Origin of the sequence: Plantibacter sp. ME-Dv--P-122b (genome assembly GCF_030209375.1) — a bacterium.
Taxonomy (GTDB): Bacteria; Actinomycetota; Actinomycetes; order Actinomycetales; family Microbacteriaceae; genus Plantibacter.
The window spans coordinates 42,101-59,772 of the sequence record NZ_JARVSC010000003.1; the positions used below are offsets into that span (position 1 = coordinate 42,101).

Genomic DNA, 17,672 nt, shown 5'->3' on the forward strand with positions numbered 1-17,672 from the left:
CTGGTCCGGTACCGTTCCTGTATGTCGAACGAGCACTACTTCACCGCCGAACCCGCGAGCGAGTTGCAGCTCAAATCGATCACCGCACGCCTCGGCGGCGTCGACCGTTCGCTCGTCTCGGCTGGCGGCGTCTTCAGTCCGGGCCACCTCGATCAGGGCACGCAGGTGCTACTCGCGAACACCCCTCCTCCCCCGCCGACCGGTGACCTCCTCGACATCGGCTGCGGCTGGGGCCCGATCGCCCTGTCGCTCGGGCTCGCGTCGCCGGACGCGACCGTCTGGGCGGTCGACGTCAACGAACGGGCCCTCGACCTGACACGGATCAACGCGGAACGACTCGGGCTCGTCAACATCCGTGCCGTCCTCCCCGACGACGTCCCGGAGGCGGTCCGTTTCGCGACCATCTGGTCGAACCCGCCGATCCGCGTCGGCAAGGACGAACTGCACCGCATGCTCATGCACTGGTTGCCACGGCTCGAGGACGAGGGTGACGCCTGGCTCGTCGTGCAGAAGAACCTCGGCTCGGACTCACTGCAGAAGTGGTTGCAGGAGCAGCTGCCGACGTCGTTCCACGTCGGACGTGCGGCCATGGCCAAGGGCTTCCGCGTCCTGCACGCCCGGCGCCGGGAGCTCCGTTCGGCCTGACCGGCTCAGGCCAGCGTGATCGTCCCGGAGTAGACGAGCGTCGCCGGACCGGCCAGCACCACGTGCTCGCCGTCTGCGCCGGGAACCATGCGCACCCCGAGCGCTCCGCCCGGCACCTCGACGCGCCAGTCGTTCGGAGCCGCCGCGCCCGCCCAATGGCGGAACGCGAGCGCCGCGGCAGCCGTCCCGGTGCCACAGCTCAGGGTCTCACCGCTCCCGCGCTCGTGGACGCGCATGCGGATCCGGGCCACGCCGTCGGCGATGAGCGGCTCACCCGGGACGACCAGCTCGACGTTGGCACCGTGCGGCGGCACGGGGTCGAGCTGTGGGACGTACTCCAGTTCCGCTCCGTCGAGTTCGGCGGCGTCGGCGACCGCGACGACGATGTGCGGGTTGCCGACGTCGATCCCGATCCCCGGGCGTGCCACGGGCAGCCCCTTCACCCGGACGAGTGTCTCCCGCTCGTCGAGGCTCCAGCGGCCGAGGTCGACGACGTAGCCGAGCGGGTCGTAGCCGACCATCCGGACGCCGGCGCGGGTGCCGATGGCGAGCTGTTCGCCGGGGGCCAGCGCCACGAGCCCGCTCTCGAGCAGGTAGTGCAGGAACACCCGGATGCCGTTGCCGCACATCTCCGCGACCGAACCGTCGGCGTTGTGGTAGTCCATGAACCACTCCGCGGCAGGGTCTTCAGCGAGCACGGCCGCCCCGGCGTCGAGGTTCGCGGACCGGACGGCGCGGATGACGCCGTCGGCCCCGATTCCGAAATGCCGGTCACAGAGCGCTGCGATCTGGCCCGGATCGAGGGCCTCCTGGCCGTCGGGATCGGAGAAGAGCACGAAGTCGTTGCCCGTGCCGTGGCCCTTCGTGAAGGAGAGTGTCGACGCCATCCGACCAGTCTACGGGCGCACTCGGCGGGCCAGCTCACTCGCCTCGGCACTGCCGCCCTCCACCCAGGTGATCGCCGGGTAGCGCTTGAACCAGCTGACCTGACGGCGCGCGTACCGCCTCGTCAGACGCTGGGTCTCGGCGATCGCCTCCGCTTCGGTGAGCTCCGACCGCAGTTGCCCCACCGCTTGGGCGTACCCGATCGCGCGGCCGGCGGTGACGCCCTGCTCGAGGCCGTGCTCGAGCAGCTCGGCCGTCTCCGCGACGAGTCCCGCGTCCCACATCATCTCGACGCGCCGGTCGAGGCGCTCGACGAGGACCTCTCGCGGCGTCGAGACCCCGATGACCTCGACCGGCCGCCACGGGACGGGGCGCTCCGGAAGTGCTGCACCGTGGCCGCGCTCGGCCAACTCGTGGACTTCGAGTGCGCGCACGACCCGGCGGGCGTTCGCCGCATCGATGCGGTCGGCGGTCGCGGGATCGGCCAGGCGGAGCCGCTCGATGAGCGCCGGGAGCCCCTCCTCCTCGAGTTCCCGTTCCAGGCGCTCGCGCAGGGCGCGGTCCCTCGGGGGGAATCGGAAGTCGTGGATGACGCTCGAGACGTACAGTCCGGAACCGCCGGCGAGGATCGGCGTCACCCCGCGCGCGGTGAGCTCGTCGATCACCGCACGAGCCGTCGGCTGGTACCAGGCGACGGACGCCTCCTCCGTGACGTCCAGGACGTCGAAGAGGTGGTGCGGGATCCCGCGCCGCTCCTCCATGGGCAGCTTCGCTGTCCCGATATCCATGCCGCGATAGAACTGCATGGCATCGGCGTTGACGATCTCGGCTGGACGCCCCGCCTCACGGAGAGCGGTCGCCAGCTCGAGCGACAGTGCGGACTTCCCCGTCCCGGTCGCTCCGACGACCGCGAGGAAGCCGGTCACCGACGTTCGCCGTCGCTCGGGTCGTAGATGGGCGACGTGGTCACGCCGACGGTCGGTGCCCCGATGCGCAGTCCCGGCAAGCCGAGGGAGACTCGGCCTGGCTCTGCCGCGGCGGCCGTCGTCGGCACACCGCAGGAATCGGCCTGAGCTCGGTCCCAGGCGTCTCCGGCACGCGTCCGACGGACCCGCAGGGGCACACCGCCGGGTGCGTCGGCGATGAGGTGGAACGACGCGGCCTCGGTGATGGTCACGGTCACGACGTCGCCCGGTCGCGGCACCTCGGAGCCCGCCGGCACCTCGAAGTGGACGAGCCGGGAGTCCTCGGCCCGCCCGCTCAGTCGATGCGTGGCATCGTTCTTACGACCCTCGCCGACCGCGACGAGCAACTCGACCTGGCGGCCCACCTGACGCTGGTTCTCCTCGAGACTGATGCGGTCCTGCAACGCGATGAGGCGCTCATACCGCTCCTGCACGACGGCTTTCGGGACCTGATCGGGCATGGTGGCCGCCGGCGTCCCGGCACGGATCGAGTACTGGAAGGTGAAGGCGCTGGCGAACCGGGCGGCCTCGACCACGCGGAGCGTCTCCTGGAAGTCCTCCTCCGTCTCGCCGGGGAACCCGACGATGATGTCGGTGGAGATGGCCGCATGCGGGATCCTGGCACGGACCCGGTCGAGGATCCCGAGGAAACGCTCGGACCGGTAGGAGCGACGCATCGCCTTGAGGATGCGGTCGGAACCCGATTGCAGTGGCATGTGCAGTTGCGGCATCACGTTCGGCGTCTCGGCCATCGCGTCGATCACGTCGTCGGTGAAGGCGGCCGGGTGCGGGCTCGTGAACCGGACGCGCTCCAGCCCCTCGATCGTGCCGGCCGCGCGCAGGAGCTTGCCGAACGCCTGACGATCGCCGAACTCGACCCCGTAGGAGTTGACGTTCTGCCCGAGCAGCGTCACCTCGATGGCGCCGTCCTCGACGAGCGCACGGAGCTCACCGAGGATCTCCCCGGGACGACGGTCCTTCTCCTTGCCCCGGAGCGACGGCACGATGCAGAAGGTGCACGTGTTGTTGCATCCGACGGAGATCGAGACCCAGCCGCTGTAGCTGGAATCGCGTTTGGTCGGGAGGGTGGAGGGGAAGGTGTCGAGCGACTCCAGGATCTCCAGTTGGGCCTCGTCATTGTGCCGTGCCCGCTCCAGCAGCGACGGCAACGAGCCCATGTTGTGCGTCCCGAAGACGACGTCGACCCACGGGGCCTTCCGGAGGATGACCTCCTTGTCCTTCTGGGCCAGACAACCGCCGACGGCGATCTGCATGCCGCTGCGTTGCTTCTTGATGGATGCCAGGTGGCCGAGGTTGCCGTACAGCTTGTTGTCGGCGTTCTCCCGAACCGCGCAGGTGTTGATGACCACGATGTCCGCCTGCTCGCCGTCCGCCTTGACGTACCCGGCGGCCTCGAGCGACCCGCTGAGCCGCTCGGAGTCGTGCACGTTCATCTGGCACCCGTAGGTGCGGACCTCATAGCTCCGCTGCCGACCTGACTCGTCGATCGCGGCGGGTGAGGCGCTGATGACCGTGGGCGTCTCGACGATGCTGCTCATACCGGCAGTCTACGCGCGGCCCGAGATGCCACCGGTCAGCGGAAACTCACGCCGGAACGCTTCGACCCCGACAGGGCGCGCGAGCACGCCTCACGGATGATGGTCGAGCCGTATCCGCGTCTCGCGAGATAGGCCGACAGACGTCGCTCGGCTGTCGCCTGATCGAGGGAGCGGAGCTGACCGGCACGCTTCTCGGCGACCACCAGCGCTCGCCGGAGCTCGTCGTCGTCGTCGATGGCTTCGAGGGCCTCGGAGACGATCGAGGCGTCGATGCGTCGCGAGGAGAGTTCGCGGCCGATCACCGCACGGGACTGCCCCTTGCGGGTGTGCAGGCTCTCGACGAGTTGACGCGCGAGTTCGGCGTCGTCGAGGTAGCCGCGTCGGCGGAGTTCCGCGAGGACGTGCTCGACCTCGTCGGGTGTCGCGTCGTGCCCACGGAGGAGTTCCGCGACCTGCCACTCGGAACACCCGCGGCGGGCGAGTCGTCGCACCGCCAACAGGTCGAGTTCGGCCAGCCGAACCTCCGGATCGACCGGAGCCTCGACCTCATCGGCTTCGGCGCGGTCGTCTGCATCGTCGTCTTCCAGCGCTTCGACGGCCGAGGTCCAGATGAGGGGCCGAGGGACGGGCCCCGGTGAGGTCGGCGGAGTCATCGCCGCGGGGGCATCGCTCGATGCTTCGCCCGGCGTCGTGGCCTCCGTCTCGGTGCGCTCGATGGACGTCCGCCGCAACGGAGCGACGGGACGCGCGACGGGCGCGGCCACGACCGGAGCGTCGTCGGTCTGCCCGACGAACCAACCGTCGGGCTCGGCCTCTGCATCAGGTGCCGGACGGCGACCGAACAGCGAGGTCACGGGGGCCAGGTGCTCCGACGACTCGTCGGCCGGACCGGCGGGAGGGAAGGAGACGACCATGGTGACCTCGCTGTTCGGGGTGCGCGCTACGCGCTGCGCTTCGCGGCGGACTTCGGTGCGCCGGCGGCCGCGAGCTGCGGGGCTCCGCCGGTCGCCGCCTCGAGCGCGGCGGCCTCGGCAGCAGCGACCTCGGCTGCGGCGGCATCCGCGGCCTTCTTGGTGGCGGCGCCCTCGGCCCCGACACCGAGCTTGCCGAGGATCCGGCGCTCGATCTCAGCGGCGATGTCCGGGTTCTTCAGCAGGAAGTTCCGGGCGTTCTCCTTGCCCTGACCGAGCTGGTCGCCCTCGTAGGTGTACCAGGCGCCGGCCTTCTTGACGATGGCGTGCTCGACACCGAAGTCGATCAACGACCCCTCGCGGGAGATGCCCACGCCGTACAGGATGTCGAACTCGGCCTGCCGGAAGGGCGGAGCCATCTTGTTCTTGACGACCTTCACGCGCGTGCGGTTACCCACGGCCTCCGTGCCGTCCTTCAGCGTCTCGATGCGACGGATGTCGAGGCGGACCGAGGCGTAGAACTTCAGGGCCTTACCACCGGCGGTCGTCTCGGGGCTGCCGAACATCACGCCGATCTTCTCGCGTAGCTGGTTGATGAAGATCATCGTCGTGTTCGTCTGGTTCAGGCCACCGGTCAGCTTGCGCAGTGCCTGTGACATGAGGCGGGCCTGCAGACCGACGTGCGAGTCGCCCATGTCGCCCTCGATCTCAGCGCGGGGCACGAGCGCCGCGACGGAGTCGATCACGATGAGGTCGATGGAACCCGAGCGCACGAGCATGTCGGCGATCTCGAGCGCCTGCTCACCCGTGTCGGGCTGGGAGACGAGCAGCGAGTCGATGTCGACGCCGAGCTTCTTGGCGTACTCGGGGTCGAGTGCGTGCTCGGCGTCGATGAAGGCGGCGATGCCGCCGGCACGCTGGGCGTTCGCGATGGCGTGCAGCGTGAGCGTCGTCTTACCCGAGGACTCAGGCCCGTAGATCTCGACGATACGGCCGCGCGGGAGCCCTCCGATGCCGAGCGCGACGTCGAGCGCGATCGAGCCGGTGGAGACGACCTCGACCGGTGCGCGCTCGTCGCTGCCGAGGCGCATCACGGAGCCCTTGCCGAACTGACGGTCGATCTGGGCGAGTGCGGTTTCGAGGGACTTCTCGCGTTCAGCTGGACTTGGCATGGTGTGCTTCTCTCTGCTCGGTGTCGGGTGCCTATAGGCTGTCGCCGCGTGTTCCGGGACCCGCTTCTGCTGAAGGTCGGGGCCCGAGGGCGACAAGGCGTCGGTCGTTCCTGATGTCTCCGACGGTACGCGCCACCACCGACATGCACCGGTGGACGGCCCGATCCGTGCAGAACGCACTCACGAATGATCCTGTGGAGGACACTAGCACCACTAGAACGGATGTTCGATACCGATCGGGCGGCGTGTCGAAGACCGCTCCACCCGTCACACGGAACGGGCTACGCGCCCGGCTGCAGCCGTCCGACACCGTGGCGTCGTTCGTCCGGCACGTCGGTCGCGGTACAGAGCGCGATCCAGACGTCGCGAGGCGGGACACCGGCGCGTAGCGCCTCCTCGGCGGTCTTCGAGCCGAACTCGGTGAGCCCGAGGTCTCCGGTGAGCACCGCTCCGTACGCCGCGCCGAACTCGTCGGCGACGGCCGTCCTGAACTCACTCAGCTTCATTCCAGCTCCTGTCCCTTCCTCCGTCGTCCGTCCGGACGCGGAAACGCCCCGGGAGAGGGATCCCGGGGCGTTCTGCTACCGTGCTCGTCTGATCAGCGGGAGACGAGTTCGTCCAGCTCGTTGACCAGTTCGTCCGGAACCGTGTCCGGGATGTTCGGGGAGAGACCCTCGATGACCGCGAGGCGGTCGCCGACCTCTCGCATGATGACGGAGATGGGGGTGTCGAGGGCGTCGGCCACCGAAGCGAGGATCTCGCTCGACGCCTCCTTCTGGCCTCGCTCGACCTCGCTCAGGTATCCGAGTGCGACGCTCGCCTTGCTCGCCACCTGGCGCAGCGTGCGACCCTTCTGCAACCGGAAGTCCCTCAGCACGTCGCCGATCTCTTGACGGACTAGAACCACGTGACCCTCCCTCTGTGCTCTACGACCTCGTGTCGTACAGCGCTCTGCTTCTGCAACGCGGATTCACGTCGTCCCAGCTGATCGCCGTCTCGTTCGTGGATGGCCAACATTACAACCACCGTACGCCGAACAGTAACCAGGATCACTGGGCTTTTCTTGTGAATACGTCATCTGTAACGCGATGGAAACGGACGGTATTCCGCTGATCTGCGACGGCGTTCACCCGAGTGCGCCGAGTTCGCGCACGAGCGCTTCCAACGCCAGCTCGACGGTCCGGTGTCGGATCTCTTGACGCCCCCCGTCCAGCGTGAGCGGCACCACCCGTCCACCCGCTCGCGTCACGATGCCGACGAAGACCGTCCCGACGGCTTGGCCGTCCTGCGGATCGGGTCCGGCGACGCCGGTCGTGGCGATACCGACGTCGGCCGGAAGTCCGTCGATCGCCATGGCACGGCGCACGCCGTCGGCCATCTGGAGGGCCACCTCCGGGTGCACGGCGCCGTGGAGCGCGAGGAGTCCGGCGTCGACCCCGAGCAACGAGTGCTTCAGGCGGGTGTCGTACGCGACCACACCGCCTCGGACCGTCGCGGACGCGCCGGGGACGTTGATGAGTGCCGCGGCCAGCAGCCCGCCGGTCAGGGACTCCGCGACACCGATCGTCAACCGGGCGTCGACGAGCGCGTGGACCGCCGAGGTGGCATCGGCGTCGGCCGACTCGACCGCATCGGGCGTCATCGCTTGACCCGCCGGTCGGCGCGCGACCCCCGCACGGCCGTGACGACGTAGTCGATGCCGCTCGCGATGGTCAGGAGCACGGCGATGGTCATGAAGACCGCGTTCACCCAGAGCACCCAGTCACCGAGGAGCACCCAGAACGGCGCGAGGGCGAGCGAGATCGCGACGGCCTGCGCGAGTGTCTTGAGCTTCCCCATCCACGCGGCGGCGACGACATGGTCGGAGATCACGATGAAGCGGTGCACGGTGATGCCGATCTCGCGCACGAGCACGACGATCGTGACCCACCACGGCAGTTCGCCGAGGATGGACAGCGCGACGAGCGCACCGCCCGTCAGCACCTTGTCGGCGATCGGGTCGAGGATCTTGCCGAGGTCCGTCACGAGGTTGCGACTGCGGGCGATGTGTCCGTCGATGCCGTCACTCGCGATCGCGACGACGAAGAGCAGAGCCGCCCACCACCGCAGTGCGCCGTCGGAACCGTCGTCGGCCAGCAGCATCCACATGAACACCGGCGCGAGCACGATCCTCGCGACGGTGATCGCGTTCGGGAGGTTCCAGTTCGAGATGCGCGGCTCAGCAGCCGACGCGTTCGATGCCGTCATGTCTACTCCCGACCGGTGAGACTCCAGGCGTCTTCGTCAGAACCGCCCTCGACCTCAGGATAGTCCTGGAACTGGGCCTCGACCGGGTCCGCACCGTAGGGGTCGGGCTCGAGACCGCCGGCAGCGCCGACGACCGGAGGAGCTGCCGCAGCGGCAGTCGGCGCCGCCGCTGCGGGCACCGGAGCGGCGGAACCGTCGTCCTCGCCGCGCAGACGGGCCAGGACACCCGGCAGCTGCTCCGCGGTGACGCGGACGTCGCGGGCCTTCGAGCCCTCGGACGGGCCGACGATCTCTCGCGACTCCATGAGGTCCATGAGCCGGCCGGCCTTCGCGAACCCGACCCGGAGCTTCCGCTGCAGCATCGAGGTCGATCCGAACTGCGTCGACACCACGAGCTCCGCTGCGGCGAGCAGGAGTTCGAGGTCGTCGCCGATGTCCGCGTCGATCTCCTTGCGCTCAGCGACGGCCTGGACGTCCTTCCGGTACTCCGGCCGCGCCTGGTTCGTGACGTGTTCGACGACCCGCTGGATCTCGTTCTCGCCGACCCATGCACCCTGCACGCGGATCGACTTGTTCGCGCCCATCGGCAGGAACAGGGCGTCGCCCTGACCGATGAGCTTGTCGGCGCCCGGCTGGTCGAGGATGACCCGCGAGTCGGTGACGCTCGTGACGGCGAAGGCGAGGCGGGAGGGCACGTTCGCCTTGATGAGGCCGGTGACGACGTCGACCGACGGACGCTGCGTCGCGAGGACGAGGTGGATACCGGACGCACGGGCCAGCTGCGTGATGCGGACGATGGAGTCCTCGACGTCGCGGGGGGCGACCATCATGAGGTCGGCGAGCTCGTCGACGACGACCAACAGGTAGGGGTAGGGCTTCAGGACGCGTTCGCTGCCCGCGGGGAGGACGATCTCGTTGGCCACGACGGCCTTGTTGAAGTCGTCGATGTGCCGGTAGCCGAAGCTCGCAAGGTCGTCGTACCGCATGTCCATCTCCTTCACGACCCACTGCAGCGCTTCCGCCGCCTTCTTCGGGTTCGTGATGATGGGCGTGATGAGGTGCGGGACACCCGCGTACGGCGCGAGCTCGACGCGCTTGGGGTCGATGAGGACCATGCGCACCTCGCTCGGCTTGGCGCGCATGAGCAGCGAGGTGATCATCGAGTTGACGAAGACCGACTTGCCGGAGCCGGTCGACCCGGCGACCAGGAGGTGCGGCATCTTCGCGAGGTTGGCGACGACGTACCCGCCGCCGACGTCCTTGCCGACGCCGATCGTCATCGGGTGGTTGCTGTTCGTGGCCGCCGTCGAGCGGAGGATGTCGCCGAGGGTGACGATCTCGCGGTCGGTGTTCGGGATCTCGATACCGATGGCGCTCTTCCCCGGGATGGGCGAGAGGATGCGCACCTCGTTGGACGCCACGGCGTAGGAGAGGTTCTTGCTGAGCGCCGTCACCCGCTCGACCTTGACGCCTGGGCCGAGCTCGATCTCGTACTGCGTCACGGTCGGGCCGCGGGAGAACCCCGTGACCTTCGCGTCGACGCCGAACTGGTCGAGGACGCTGGTGATCGCGGCGACCGCTTCGTCGTTGGCCGCGCTGTGGGTCTTCGCGGGCTCCCCCGCCGCAAGTGTTCCTGCGGACGGCAGACGGTACGGCGTGTCGTCCTGGCCCTGCTGCGCCATCGGGCGCGCCGAGAAGTCGATCTGGTCGGGTGCGCCGAGGAGCGCCGGGTCGAGGTCTTCGATGACCTCGGTCGCGCCGGGGATGCTGTCGTCGTGCAGGCCCGTCTGCGGCTTGATCTCGCCCGTGTTGAAGCGCTTGACGGCGCTCTCCGCCGCTTCGAGGTCGCCGAGGAGCTCGGAGCCGAAGGCGTCGTGCACCGGCGCGGCCTTCGGTGACGCGGCTGGCACGGCCACCGGTTCGAGCGGCGAGTCGAACCCGCCGGACGGCTTCTCGAGGCCGAGGAGCTCGGTCATGTTGTCGCCCATGAGCGGGTCCTCGAACGTCGGGTCGTCCTCGCGACGGCTCGTGTTGCGTCGCCACCACGGCAGGGCCGCCGGCTCGTCCGGCTCCTCGTCGAGGTCGTCGAGTCGCTTCGTCCTCGCGCCCTTCGGCTCTGCGGTCTCTCCTTCAGGCGCCTCCGGCTGCTCGCCGAACATCCAGGTGGAGAACTGTCGCACGCGGGCACCGACGCGGTTCGGGGGCGTCTTGGTCACGATGAAGAGGCTGAGGAGGATCAGGAGCGAGATGAGGACGGTCGCGCCGATCGGGGTGATGATCGCCGCGAGCGGGGCGCCGAGGATCCACCCGAGGAGACCCCCGGCCTGCGCCAGCGCGGGCAGGCCCTGACTCGGGTTCGGCTGACCGCCGTGGATGTGGCAGAGCGCCGAGATGCTGATCAGCAGCAGACCGAGGCCGATGCTGATGCGGCCGTTGTCGTCGACCGAGGCCGGGTGCCGGAACAGCCAGACAGCGAACACGATCATGATGACCGGGAGCACGAAGGCGAGTCGGCCGAAGAGGCCGCCGAACGACCAGGCGTCGAAGGTCTGGGCGACCGGGTCGGCCGCGCCGAACCACTCGACGACGGCACCGACGACGGCCAGCAGGAAGAGCAGGAAGGGGAAGCCGTCGCGGCGGTCCTCCTTCGCGATGCGCTCGGGACCGAGGGCGCGGACCGCGCCACCGACGCCGTGCGCGAGACCGAGCCACATGGAGGTCAGCACACTGCGCTGCTCCTCGGCCGCCGGATAGGCGACGGTCTTCTGCTGCTTCGTCGTCGACGCACCCGACTTGGGGCCGGGCTTGGTGTTCGTCTTCGTGCTCGTGGTGCGCGACGAAGCGCCACTCGGCGAGGAAGCGCTGCGCGAACGGCTGGTCGAGTTGGAACGTGCGGCCATGCGTTCACGGTACTCGTCGCCACCGACGCAGCCCGGCAAGCTGGCGGGGTGTCCACGATCCGCGCTCCGCCGGGCGGTCAGCGCAGATTCAGGACCATCGTGTCGCGGGTCCCCAGCCGGTCCACGATCGCGAACCCCTCGGTGCGGTACAGGGAGACGGCGTGGTTCGCCCGCTCCACGCTCAGGCTGATGCGCTGGTACCCGGCTGCTCTCGCGAGCTGCACGGTCGCACGGAGCAGCTGCCGTCCGACGCCCTGGGCGCGGTGGATCGGGCTGACCCCGAGGATGAGTTCGGGGACCCCGCCCGCCACGTACCCGAACCCGGGTGCATCGGAGGGGAAGAGTCGATACCAGCACGCTCCCACGGGCGCACCGTCCGGCCCGACGGCGACGACCCCGGCGTCGCCGGGACGACGCCAGCCGTGCACGTATCGGGTGTGCTGCGCATCGGCGAGGACGGCCGACCGGGGACGGGGCGCGACAGCGTTCCAGTTCGCCGCCTCGACCATCATGTCGGTGAGGACGCGCACATCAGCCACCGCGGCTTCGCGGATCGAGTAGACCGCCATGGACGGATGGTACGCCACCGGTGTTTCGAGCAGATGACGCGTGAGCCGTCGCCGGCGCTCAATACCGGATCGCGTCGATCACCTTCACGCGCACGGCGACGAGCGCCGGGAGGAGCCCGGCGATCGCACCGACGGCCGTGGCGCTGACCAGCCCGAGGACCGCGGCCTCGATCGGGAACGGCGGGAAGTCCGTCACGAGTCCTTGACCGATGAACTGCTCGACGATCGGACTCTTCACGACGGCGACGGCGAGCATGACGCCGATGACCCCGGCGACGAAGGTGGCGACGACGCTCTCCATCATCACGGCGAAGAACACCCTCGGCGCGGTGGCACCGAAACTGCGCCGGATCCCGATCTCGCGGATGCGCTGGCGGACGGTGACGAGCGAGAGGTTGATGAGCCCGAGCGCCCCGAGCAGGAGGATGAGTCCGGCGACCGCGCCGACCACGAGTTTCAGCGAGAGGAGCGGGTCCTCCCCCGTCTGGCCGAAGTCGTTGCGGAACACGTCGACGCTGTACGCGTCACCGAGTTCGGCACGCAGGTCGGACTGGATCCGCTGGGTGAAGGCCTCGGCGTCCGCGTTCGGAACCCAGAACTCGAACTGCGGGAGCTGACCGGGCTGGCCCATGCCCTCCTCGGCGCCAGGCACCGGACCGATGAGCGCCGTCCCCGCGGGCAGGATCGACAGCTGCGGTTCGGTGTCCCACTCGTTGCTCGCGTACACCCCGACGATCACGGCCGTGACCGGGTGCTCGCCGTGGACCGTGACCGTGGGGTGCGTCTCGATGGGTGGTGACCCGAGGCGCTGCCAGAACGCCGGGTTCACGACGATCGCGGGTGCGAGGCGGTCGCCGTCGTCCTCCTGGAACCAGGCGCCCTCGTCCAGTCTGATGCGGTGCATCTCGCCGTACGGGACGTCGACGACGGTGGACTGCACCGGTACCGTCCCGTCGGCGAACTGCACGTTCAACTGGGTGCCGCCGGATTGCGAGACGTACCCGATGCCGTACCGCTCGGCGAGGTCGTGCACCGCCGTGATGTAGGTCTCCGGGTCGGGTTGCTCCGTTCCGGTGCCGTAGGCCGACGCCATGAGCGTGGCGGGCCGACCACCGTATCGCTCCTGTGACTCGGTCTGGGCCTGCGCCGCGAGCGACGACATGCCGACCATGCTCGTGAGGGCGCACACGGCGACGCCGACGCCGATGAGCGAGAGGATGACCCGGCCACGATGGATCCGCAGCTCCTGGGCGGCCTCGACGACCGCTCCGACGATCGAGGTCAGGATCCTAGACATCCGCAGCCTCCAGTTCGTGGTCGGGGGTGAGCACGCCGTGGTCGAGACGGTGGTGGGTCGTCGCGAGTCGGGCGATCGCCCGGTCGTGGGTGATCGTCACGAGGGCGGCACCCGTGGAGGTCGCCACCTCGTCGAGCAGGGACATGACGGAGGTGCCGGTCTCGACGTCGAGCGCGCCGGTCGGCTCGTCCGCGAGGATGAGCCGTGGCCCGCGGACCAACGAACGAGCGATGGCGACGCGCTGCTGCTCGCCGCCGGACAGTTTCGTGGGCATCGCGTCGAGGCGGTCACCGAGTCCGACGCGTTCGAGCATCGCGGCGGCGATCTCCCGGCGACGCCAGAACGAGCGTCCGCTCGCATAGAGGAGCGGCGTCGTGACGTTCTCGAGCGCGGTCCGGCCCGGTAGGAGGTTGAACTGCTGGAAGACGAAGCCGATCTGAGCGCCGCGCAGGCGGTCGCGCGCACCGGACCCGAGGCGTTCCGCCGGCCGTCCGTCGAAGACGAGCGACCCGGAGGTCGGTTTGTCGAGCAGGCCGAGGAGGTTCAGGAGCGTCGACTTGCCCGAACCCGATCGACCGACGATGGACACGCGATCGCCCTCATGCACCTCCAGGTCGACGCCGTCGAGGATCGTCAGCGGCGGCGCATCGGGGATCTGGACGACGCGGGTGACCCCGCGGAGTTCGAGGAGCGTCACCCGACCGACCCGTCGCAAGCCATGCTGCCGTCGGGCAGCGTGGTGCACCCCTCGGGGGCAGGTGCAACGGCTCCAGGGACGAACTGGAGCACCGAGTCACCTTCGGCGACACCGTCGACGATCTGCACCTGCTGCCCGTCGTTCAGTCCGAGCGTGACCGGCCGTTCCTCCTGCGCACCGTCGGCGCCGACGACCCAGACGGTCCCGGTCCCGGCCGACCCCTTGACCGCGGTCGTCGGGAGCACGAGGACGTTCTCGGCGACGCCGCCCGCGAGTTCGATCGTCGCGGCGAGTCCGGCGAAGACCCGGACGTCACCGGGCACCGCGCAGGTGACGGAGGTTCCGCCGGCACCGGGTGTCTGCCCGGATCCACCGCCCGTCGCCGGCTCCTCCTCGTCGCCACCGCTCGACGGCGTCGTGACGCGGACCGCCGGACAGACGAACGGGGCCGGGCCGCCGTTGATGGTGACCGTCGCCTCGCCGGGGATGGTGAGCAGACGGTACTGCTTGTCGGCGCTCAACGCCCCGGTGATGGAGAACGTGGCCGGCGACACCTGCGCCACCGCGTCGCCGATCTGGACGGACTGTCCGTGGATGAGCTTGACGTTGCCGAGGGTGCCCGCGACCGGTGCGGTCACCTGCACGTACCGCTCCTTGCCCTCCTCGTCGATCGTCTTGACGTCGAGGATGGGGTCACCCTCCGCGAGGACGGCCCCCTTGGCGGCGAACACCTCGTCGACGGTGCCTGCGACGGTCGACTTCGCTGTACTGGCCGGGTCGGCCACGACCTGGCCCTCCACCGAGACGGTGTTGACCACGGTGCCGAGCGCCGCCTGGACCTGCGGTTCGACGAGGCTCCCGGTCGGCTGCGTCGGTCCTTCCTCCTGCGGCGCGTCCGGGAAGAACGCGACCTTCACGAGCGCCACCGCGATCACGGCGAAGACGAGCAGTTTCAGAATGGGGAACACCCAGGTGCGGACAATGCCCACGCCGACCTCCGGAATCCACCGCAGTCGGAGTGACGAGCGGCCATAGGAGATTCCAAGGTAGCAACGCCGAAGGCGGCCGGACATCACCCTCGCGGATGATGTTCGACCGCCTTCTGGCGGGTGGATCCGAGCGGACCCGACCGGTGATCAGGCCTCGATGACGAGCGGCACGATCATCGGGCGGCGACGGAAGGACGTGTTGACCCAGCGGCCGACGGTCCGACGGATCACCTGCGACAGCGCGTGCGTGTCACGGACGCCGTTCTCCGCCGCCTCGGCGAGTGCCTTGGCGACCTTCGGCTTGATGTCGGCGAAGACCTTGTCGTCCTCGGCGAAGCCCTTCGCGTGCACCTCGGGGCCGGAGATGATGTGCCCGGTCTTCGAGTCGACGACGACGATGACCGAGATGAAGCCCTCTTCCGCCAGGATGCGACGGTCCTTGAGGTCGGCGTCGGTGATCTCACCGACGGTCGAGCCGTCGACGTAGACGAGCCCGACGTCGAGCTGCCCGACGACCTTCGCGACGCCGTCCTTCAGGTCGATGACGATGCCGTCCTCGCCGATGAAGGTGTTCTGCGCCGGGACGCCGCTGTCGATCGCGAGTTTCTGGTTCGCGACGAGGTGACGGTACTCACCGTGGACCGGCAGCACGTTCTTCGGCTGGAGGATGTTGTAGCAGTAGAGCAGCTCGCCGGCGGCCGCGTGCCCGGAGACGTGGACCTTCGCGTTGCCCTTGTGGACGACGGTGGCGCCGAGCTTCGTCAAGCCGTCGATGACGCGGTAGACCGCGTTCTCGTTGCCCGGGATGAGGCTCGAGGCGAGGATGACGGTGTCGCCGGGGCCCGGCTCGATCGCGTGGTCGAGATTCGCCATCCGGCTCAGGACGGCCATCGGCTCGCCCTGCGACCCGGTCGACATGTAGACGATCTTGTCCTCGGGGAGGTCCTTCGCCTTCTTGTAGTCGATGAGCAGGCCCTCGGGGACGTTCAGGTACCCGAGGTCGGCTGCGATCCCCATGTTGCGCACCATGGAACGACCGAGGAACGCGACCCGGCGGCCGTGGGCGTGTGCCGCGTCGAGGACCTGCTGGACGCGGTGCACGTGACTCGAGAAGCTCGCGACGATGACGCGGCGCTCGGACTTCGCGATGACCTGGTCGAGGACCGGCCCGATGGACCGCTCGAGCGGCGTGAATCCCGGGACGTCGGCGTTCGTCGAGTCGACGAGGAAGAGGTCGACGCCTTCTTCACCGAGGCGGGCGAAGGCGCGGAGGTCCGTCAGGCGGCCGTCGAGCGGCAGCTGGTCCATCTTGAAGTCACCGGTCACGAGGACGGTGCCGGCATCGGTGTCGATGAACACCGCGAGTGCGTCCGGGATCGAGTGGTTGACCGCGACGAACTCGAGGTCGAACGGCCCCAGCGCCTCGATCTGGCCCTCCTTCACCGGCAGGGTGTACGGGACGATGCGGTGCTCCTTGAGCTTCGCCTCGATGAGCGCGAGCGTCAGGCCGGAACCGATCAGCGGGATGTCCTTGCGGAGCTTCAGGAGGTACGGCACGGCGCCGATGTGGTCCTCGTGACCGTGCGTGAGCACGACGCCGACGATGTCGTCGAGCCGGTCCTTGATGGAGGTGAAGTCGGGCAGGATCAGGTCGACGCCCGGCTGGTGCTCTTCGGGGAAGAGCACGCCGCAGTCGACGATCAGGATCTTGCCGTCGATCTCGAAGCAGGTCATGTTCCTGCCGATCTCGCCGAGTCCTCCGATGGGGATGACGCGGAGCGTCCCCGGTTCGAGGACTGGCGGATCGATGATGGTATTGGGCATGTAGCCCCCCTCTGGTTTGTCTAGCGAGTCGTACCGGCGACCTTGGGCAGCGCGCCACCGGCGGCGGCGTTGCGGTCTGGCCGGAAGTTGCGGAAGTCGACGCCTGGGATGTCCTTCACCAGGTCGATCTCATCCTCGATCTGCGCGGCCTCCCACTCCTCCGGACCGACCAGCGGAAGACGTACCCGCGGGCTCTGGATCCGGCCGAGGCCGTGCAAGATGTATTTGGCGGCGACGGTGCCGGGGACGTGGGTCATGACCGCGCGCACGAGCGGCTCGAGCTGCCGGTGCGCGGCGGTCGCCGCGACGAGGTCGCCGGAGTTCACCGCGTCGACCATGTGTCGGTAGGGCGTCGGCGCGATGTTGGCCGTGACGCCGATGAGGCCGGTCCCGCCGATCGCGAGCGTCGGGAGGGCGTTGGCGTCGTCGCCGGCGAAGTACATGAGGTCCGTCTGGTTCATGACGCGGCTCACTTCGCTGAGGTCGCCCTTGGCGTCCTTCACCGCGAGGATGTTCGGGTGCTTGGCCGCACGCAGGATCGTCTCGTACGTGATGGGGATACCGGTTCGCCCCGGGATGTCGTAGAGGATGACGGGTAGGTCCGTGGAGTCGGCGATCATGCGGAAGTGGGTCAGCACGCCGGCCTGCGTGGGCTTGTTGTAGTACGGGGTGACGATCATGTTGCCGTCGGCGCCCGCCTGTTCGCTCTTCTTCGCGAGCTCGATCGCGTGGGCGGTCTCGTTGGACCCGCCGCCGGTGATGATTTTCGCGCGGCCGCCCGCGACGGCCTTGCCGACCTCGACGAGCTTGACCTTCTCCGGGTCCGTCAGCGTGGACGTCTCACCGGTGGTGCCGGTGACGACGATGCCGTCGGCACCCGCGGTCACGACGTCGTCGATGTGTCGCTCGACGGCCTTCCAGTCGACCTCGCCGTCGGCGGTGAACGGCGTCACCAGGGCGACGAGGACTTGACCGAAGGGGTTCTCTGCACGCGACACCCTCTCAGGCTATC

17 protein-coding genes are annotated in these 17,672 nt (G+C 69.1%); 1 reads left to right on the forward strand and 16 read right to left on the reverse strand.

What is annotated here, in order from left to right:
* The first annotated feature begins 21 nt into the window (after positions 1-21).
* Positions 22-645 (forward strand): class I SAM-dependent methyltransferase, encoded by a 624-nt coding sequence (locus QRN19_RS04995; RefSeq protein ID WP_285025649.1) that lies wholly within the window; start codon positions 22-24, stop codon positions 643-645.
* Positions 646-650: 5 nt separating this feature from the next.
* On the opposite strand, the gene dapF is transcribed toward QRN19_RS04995, so the two are convergent.
* The 16 genes from dapF to dapA all read right to left on the reverse strand — a co-directional run bounded on the left by dapF (position 651) and on the right by dapA (position 17,658).
* Positions 651-1,532 carry a diaminopimelate epimerase gene (gene dapF / locus QRN19_RS05000; RefSeq protein WP_285025651.1) on the reverse strand — a complete coding sequence of 294 codons (882 nt, stop codon included), beginning with the start codon at positions 1,530-1,532 and terminating at the stop codon, positions 651-653.
* Between the two features lie 9 nt (positions 1,533-1,541).
* On the reverse strand, positions 1,542-2,456 hold the full coding sequence (gene miaA, locus QRN19_RS05005) for a tRNA (adenosine(37)-N6)-dimethylallyltransferase MiaA (protein WP_285025653.1): 915 nt from the start codon (positions 2,454-2,456) through the stop codon (positions 1,542-1,544).
* Positions 2,453-4,054 carry a tRNA (N6-isopentenyl adenosine(37)-C2)-methylthiotransferase MiaB gene (gene miaB, locus QRN19_RS05010; protein ID WP_285025655.1) on the reverse strand — a complete coding sequence of 534 codons (1,602 nt, stop codon included), beginning with the start codon at positions 4,052-4,054 and terminating at the stop codon, positions 2,453-2,455. The genes miaA and miaB overlap by 4 nt, the downstream gene beginning before the upstream one ends.
* Positions 4,055-4,089: 35 nt before the next feature.
* On the reverse strand, positions 4,090-4,968 hold the full coding sequence (locus QRN19_RS05015; protein WP_285025657.1) for a regulatory protein RecX: 879 nt from the start codon (positions 4,966-4,968) through the stop codon (positions 4,090-4,092).
* A 26-nt stretch (positions 4,969-4,994) separates the two neighbouring features.
* Positions 4,995-6,137 carry a recombinase RecA gene (gene recA / locus QRN19_RS05020; protein ID WP_079707085.1) on the reverse strand — a complete coding sequence of 381 codons (1,143 nt, stop codon included), beginning with the start codon at positions 6,135-6,137 and terminating at the stop codon, positions 4,995-4,997.
* A gap of 281 nt (positions 6,138-6,418) precedes the next feature.
* The gene (locus tag QRN19_RS05025; RefSeq protein ID WP_079707086.1) at positions 6,419-6,643 is read right to left on the reverse strand and encodes a DUF3046 domain-containing protein; all 225 of its coding nucleotides are present in this window, start codon (positions 6,641-6,643) and stop codon (positions 6,419-6,421) included.
* A 92-nt stretch (positions 6,644-6,735) separates the two neighbouring features.
* Complete coding sequence (locus tag QRN19_RS05030; protein WP_056012120.1) at positions 6,736-7,044, reverse strand: helix-turn-helix domain-containing protein; 309 nt, start codon at positions 7,042-7,044, stop codon at positions 6,736-6,738.
* A gap of 219 nt (positions 7,045-7,263) precedes the next feature.
* On the reverse strand, positions 7,264-7,779 hold the full coding sequence (locus QRN19_RS05035; RefSeq protein ID WP_285025665.1) for a CinA family protein: 516 nt from the start codon (positions 7,777-7,779) through the stop codon (positions 7,264-7,266).
* Positions 7,776-8,384 carry a CDP-diacylglycerol--glycerol-3-phosphate 3-phosphatidyltransferase gene (gene pgsA, locus QRN19_RS05040; RefSeq protein WP_285025667.1) on the reverse strand — a complete coding sequence of 203 codons (609 nt, stop codon included), beginning with the start codon at positions 8,382-8,384 and terminating at the stop codon, positions 7,776-7,778. Before pgsA ends, QRN19_RS05035 begins: the two co-directional genes overlap by 4 nt.
* A 2-nt stretch (positions 8,385-8,386) precedes the next feature.
* On the reverse strand, positions 8,387-11,284 hold the full coding sequence (locus tag QRN19_RS05045) for an FtsK/SpoIIIE family DNA translocase (protein WP_285025669.1): 2,898 nt from the start codon (positions 11,282-11,284) through the stop codon (positions 8,387-8,389).
* A gap of 77 nt (positions 11,285-11,361) precedes the next feature.
* The gene (locus tag QRN19_RS05050) at positions 11,362-11,853 is read right to left on the reverse strand and encodes a GNAT family N-acetyltransferase (RefSeq protein WP_285025671.1); all 492 of its coding nucleotides are present in this window, start codon (positions 11,851-11,853) and stop codon (positions 11,362-11,364) included.
* 58 nt (positions 11,854-11,911) lie between these two features.
* A complete protein-coding gene (locus tag QRN19_RS05055; RefSeq protein ID WP_285025673.1) occupies positions 11,912-13,150 on the reverse strand; it encodes an ABC transporter permease in 1,239 nt (412 codons plus the stop codon).
* Positions 13,143-13,847: an ABC transporter ATP-binding protein gene (locus QRN19_RS05060; RefSeq protein ID WP_079707092.1), complete on the reverse strand. Its 705-nt coding sequence runs from the start codon at positions 13,845-13,847 to the stop codon at positions 13,143-13,145. The genes QRN19_RS05055 and QRN19_RS05060 overlap by 8 nt, the downstream gene beginning before the upstream one ends.
* The gene (locus QRN19_RS05065) at positions 13,844-14,836 is read right to left on the reverse strand and encodes an efflux RND transporter periplasmic adaptor subunit (protein ID WP_285025677.1); all 993 of its coding nucleotides are present in this window, start codon (positions 14,834-14,836) and stop codon (positions 13,844-13,846) included. The genes QRN19_RS05060 and QRN19_RS05065 overlap by 4 nt, the downstream gene beginning before the upstream one ends.
* 147 nt (positions 14,837-14,983) lie before the next feature.
* Complete coding sequence (locus QRN19_RS05070; RefSeq protein ID WP_064294449.1) at positions 14,984-16,660, reverse strand: ribonuclease J; 1,677 nt, start codon at positions 16,658-16,660, stop codon at positions 14,984-14,986.
* 20 nt (positions 16,661-16,680) lie between these two features.
* Positions 16,681-17,658 carry a 4-hydroxy-tetrahydrodipicolinate synthase gene (gene dapA, locus QRN19_RS05075; RefSeq protein WP_064294450.1) on the reverse strand — a complete coding sequence of 326 codons (978 nt, stop codon included), beginning with the start codon at positions 17,656-17,658 and terminating at the stop codon, positions 16,681-16,683.
* Positions 17,659-17,672 lie beyond the last annotated feature (14 nt).